Raw genomic sequence first — 3,749 nt, forward strand, 5'->3', positions numbered from 1 at the left:
CCCGAAAACAGGGAGGAAGATGACCCGCTTCCTCCACTAACCGGGGCAAAACGGGCACATTTTAGGGACGGCATCACTGCCCAGGTACCTTCTGAGTCAGCCCCTTTTTATGTCGTGAGGGAGGACGAAGTAGGTGAATGAGCGTCAAGATTCATTTACCACCCGGGGAAAAGGGATCTCAGCTTGGGTATGGAATGGCCGGGCGTCACTTCCCCTCAGTAGACGAGATGGCGTGGCCGAATGGGGTTGAGTTGTCAGTGTTCCCCAAAAGTCGGTGCTAAGAGGCGCGCACCCTGAAGAATCTCGTCCTAACGGAGGTCGATGTCAGCGATGGACGCCTGAATCTTTGCCGTCCGCCTCCGAGAAGGCCTTGGGTTAGGTGTTACGCGGAACTACGCTCCCCGGCGAATCATCGGCATCGATCCATGTGGAAGTGATTGGATGAGGCAGGAGTTTTTCGACATAACTCGAATTGATTGGGAAAGAGTCGGATGAAGGGGGCGGACCATGGACAACGAGTTTATCGCATCAGCAACGGAGGAAACCATTCATGGCGTGTCAGGATTTGAACAGCAAATCGGGCCTGGACTAAAGGATTTGGCCAAATTGGCGGAAAAGCTTGGTCGCCTCAAGAAAATCGGCGGGCAGATCACGGTGATGAACCTCTTGGATTTGAGAAAGCAGTTGGAGGACGTGGGACGCTTGTCGTTCGAGGCCCAAGCTCTGGCCGAAGAGGTTTCAGGGAAGCTCGCACGTTACGCGGTGGCTCTAGAGAGTACCGATCAAACGGAATGGTGGGAACGTTTCCGGAAGGCTTTTCATAGCGGATATCCACCCGTGGAGGGAGAATTCCCCACCTTTCAGGTGTTCCCGGTTGAGGTCAGGGTGGACTTCGCAAATGAGCTGGTAATGATTAATAACCGCACCGTCCGCGCACTCCACCCGGAAGCAGTGGCAGCGCTGGTGGAAAAGGAATGGGATCGCTTAAACCGGGAGCGATTTAATGCCGCGTCCTTCGCGAAAGCATTGGTGCGGGCTTATGACCTTCTATTGCTGGAGTTGAAGGATAAAGCAGGGGGTCGAGATCCGGGGCGCGCCATTCCCCTGCGCACGCTCCATCAAACCTTGGCCTTAAAATCGGGGGTGAGCGGCTATAGTCTCAACCAATTTGCCTTCGATGTGTATCGCTTGCGCCGCTCACCGCACATGGTGGTTGACGGCCGCCGGTTAGATTTTGGCACGTCGAGAAACCGGGGCATCGTCATTACCCATCCGGGAGGCCGCCAAGAAAACCTGGGATCGCTGGAACTTATCCCTGAGGATCAGGCGTTATGAACGGCGACGGGTCCCTTAACGCAGTCTGGCTGGATGCGTCTGCCTGGCCGAATGCCGTGATTCAGGAGGCCTTTGTCGACCCGCTCGGGATCGAAGGTTTTTGGCGCACGTGGTATTTAGAGGGGTTTGTCGATCAAGGACATGGTAAGGTCAAATGTGTGATAGGCCGCCCAGGATCGGGGAAAACACATGTTCTTCGCCATCTCGGCTTAGTGGCTAAAGAGATCGGGTATCAGGTCGCATGGGTCGATTTCGCGAAGACTAAAGTGGCCGCCATTGATGACCTTTATCGCGTGGTCGCAGGCCAAGTGGATTGGGAGAACCTCCTCAATGAGACGTTAATCGAGATTATCGGAAAAGAGCTCGGATATCCGGAATTTGACGGAAATCCCCGCGATTTTATCACCTGGGGAGAGGTTGAACGCCAAGTCGTACCTGCCCTATTACGGCGCGACCTCCGAGAAGCGATTGACCGTTGGCTTCGACGGGCGGACTGGCACCCCGAATTTCGACTGGCCGTGCGGACCTGGATGCAGGAGCAAATCGGGGATCTCGTTCCTGAAGACTCCCCGGCAGCGCTTTGGCTTCAGGGCGAAAAGCTCGGCGCGAGTCAGCGGAAGACTCTCGGGGTGAAAAGCAATGTGACCCGGCGGAATGCCCGGGCACTCTTGGCGTCTTTAGCGTCGCTGGCGCACCTCGCTCGCGGTCGAGGTCTCCTCGTCTTGCTGGACAATGTCCATGTCGTCGCCTTAACCACGCGCCTTGATGGGCGACCGTACTATACCAAAGGCGCGCGCGACCAAGTCTATGAAATGCTCCGTCAACTGATCGACGAGTCGCCTTTCACCCCGTACCTGATGACGATATTGGCGGGTACGGCGGATCCGCTCCATCAGGCAAAGGCAGGCTTTCCGTCATATCCGGCACTTTGGGAACGCCTCCAGACCGAAGTGCAAAGCAATAAGGTCAACCGGTTTTCCGACATGGTTGATCTGGATCGATTGTGGGATGGGGATGAGGAGGCTGTGATCAAACTACGCCACGCATGGTCGCGGGAGGCGGTGGTAGGCATGCTCGGAGCGGAATTCGTTCCGGATTCAGGAGGATCGCTGGGGCTCGAATGGGGTCAGCCGCGGCGTCTGATCACGGAGGTCTGGCAAACCCCAGGGGAAAGGGGGCACGTGTGGTGAGTGCACGGGTGATTATTGAAGGGCTTCGGTCCGGCATCCCCTATCGTGAAACGGCAGAGGCCATGACCATTGGCCGCCAAGAGAACTTAAAGGCCTTGGGAACGCTCATGGAAACGGTCGCTCAGGGTCGTCGCCCGAAGCTTTGGGGCCAGGTCATCCGGGCCAACTATGGTGAGGGGAAAACCCATCTCATGCACGCGTTGGCATCGTTGGCGTGGGAGTCAAACTGGGTTGTGAGTATGATTTCGGTGAGCAAAGAAACACCGTTGGATAGTCTCGACCGCATCTACCCGAAGCTGGTGCTGAATGCGGTGCGCCCCGGCAGCAATCAAGCGGGACTGGAGCCGATTGTGGAAGAATCGCTCCGGGGACCGCACCTCTTGGCCGAATCCCGAGATGTGCCCTTGTCCGATCGCGTTCGAGCGCTACTGGATAACCTGGTGCGGCAAAACGCTGGGATGGAAGCCCTGATGGCGGACTTGCATGGACAATTTATGAACCTCGGCGACTTAAAACGCATTCATCGGGAGAATTTCTCCAAGCCCTTAACGATTTCTCACTCCCGGATACGGGAGGAAATTCCCGCGTATTTTGCTCTGGTCGACTGGCTCATTACGCGGGCCGGCTATCAAGGGTGGCTGCTCTTGATTGATGAGGTGGAGTTGATGGGCAAATTCGGGCGGGGGGCGCGTGCGCGGAGTTATGCCAACGTCGGACGGATATTGGAGGGCTTGGGCGAGCGGACCATCTCGGTGTGGGCGGTGGCGGCCAACTTTCAAAACGACGTGATTATTCAGCGAAAGGATCTCGACCAGGCGCCCGCCTGGCTCTTAGCGCGCCCCAAAGATGCGGCCGATGCTCGGCTGGCCCAGGTGGCGCTCGAAGAGCTGTCGGCCGCCCGCCCCCTATCGCGACCCAACGCCGCCCAAATCCGCGAGCTCATGGAACGGGTCTATCAGCTCCATCAAGAGGCCTATAGCTGGTCGCCCCCGGTTCCCGTCGACCGGTTCTATGAAGTGGTCGGTGAGCACATAGAAACCATGGATGCGCGGCTTCGGCTTTGGATTCGACTGGCCATTAGCATTTTAGACTTGTGGCGTCAATATGGGGTCGAGGGGTTTCAGGTTAGAGCCGGGCAGCTAAAAGAGGTGGATTTGAGCGAGGATGACGACGATCCAGCCGACACGGACCTTATCGATCGGCGGGCCCTGTTTGACTAAGGAG

Annotated in this window: 3 protein-coding genes; all 3 read left to right on the top strand. The window is 57.1% G+C overall.

Translation table 11 applies throughout. The features are described from left to right. The first annotated feature begins 507 nt into the window (after positions 1-507). Genes HIJ39_RS21940 through HIJ39_RS21950 form a run of 3 tightly spaced genes read left to right on the top strand, consistent with a single transcriptional unit; the run spans position 508 to position 3,745 of the window. The gene (locus HIJ39_RS21940; RefSeq protein WP_169103173.1) at positions 508-1,335 is read left to right on the top strand and encodes a hypothetical protein; all 828 of its coding nucleotides are present in this window, start codon (positions 508-510) and stop codon (positions 1,333-1,335) included. Next, on the top strand, positions 1,332-2,525 hold the full coding sequence (locus HIJ39_RS21945; RefSeq protein WP_169103174.1) for a BREX system ATP-binding domain-containing protein: 1,194 nt from the start codon (positions 1,332-1,334) through the stop codon (positions 2,523-2,525). The genes HIJ39_RS21940 and HIJ39_RS21945 overlap by 4 nt, the downstream gene beginning before the upstream one ends. Next, the gene (locus HIJ39_RS21950) at positions 2,522-3,745 is read left to right on the top strand and encodes a BREX system ATP-binding domain-containing protein (RefSeq protein WP_169103175.1); all 1,224 of its coding nucleotides are present in this window, start codon (positions 2,522-2,524) and stop codon (positions 3,743-3,745) included. Before HIJ39_RS21945 ends, HIJ39_RS21950 begins: the two co-directional genes overlap by 4 nt. Positions 3,746-3,749 lie beyond the last annotated feature (4 nt).

The sequence above is a fragment of the Sulfobacillus harzensis genome (genome assembly GCF_012933365.1).
Lineage (GTDB): Bacteria > Bacillota > Sulfobacillia > Sulfobacillales > Sulfobacillaceae > Sulfobacillus_B > Sulfobacillus_B harzensis.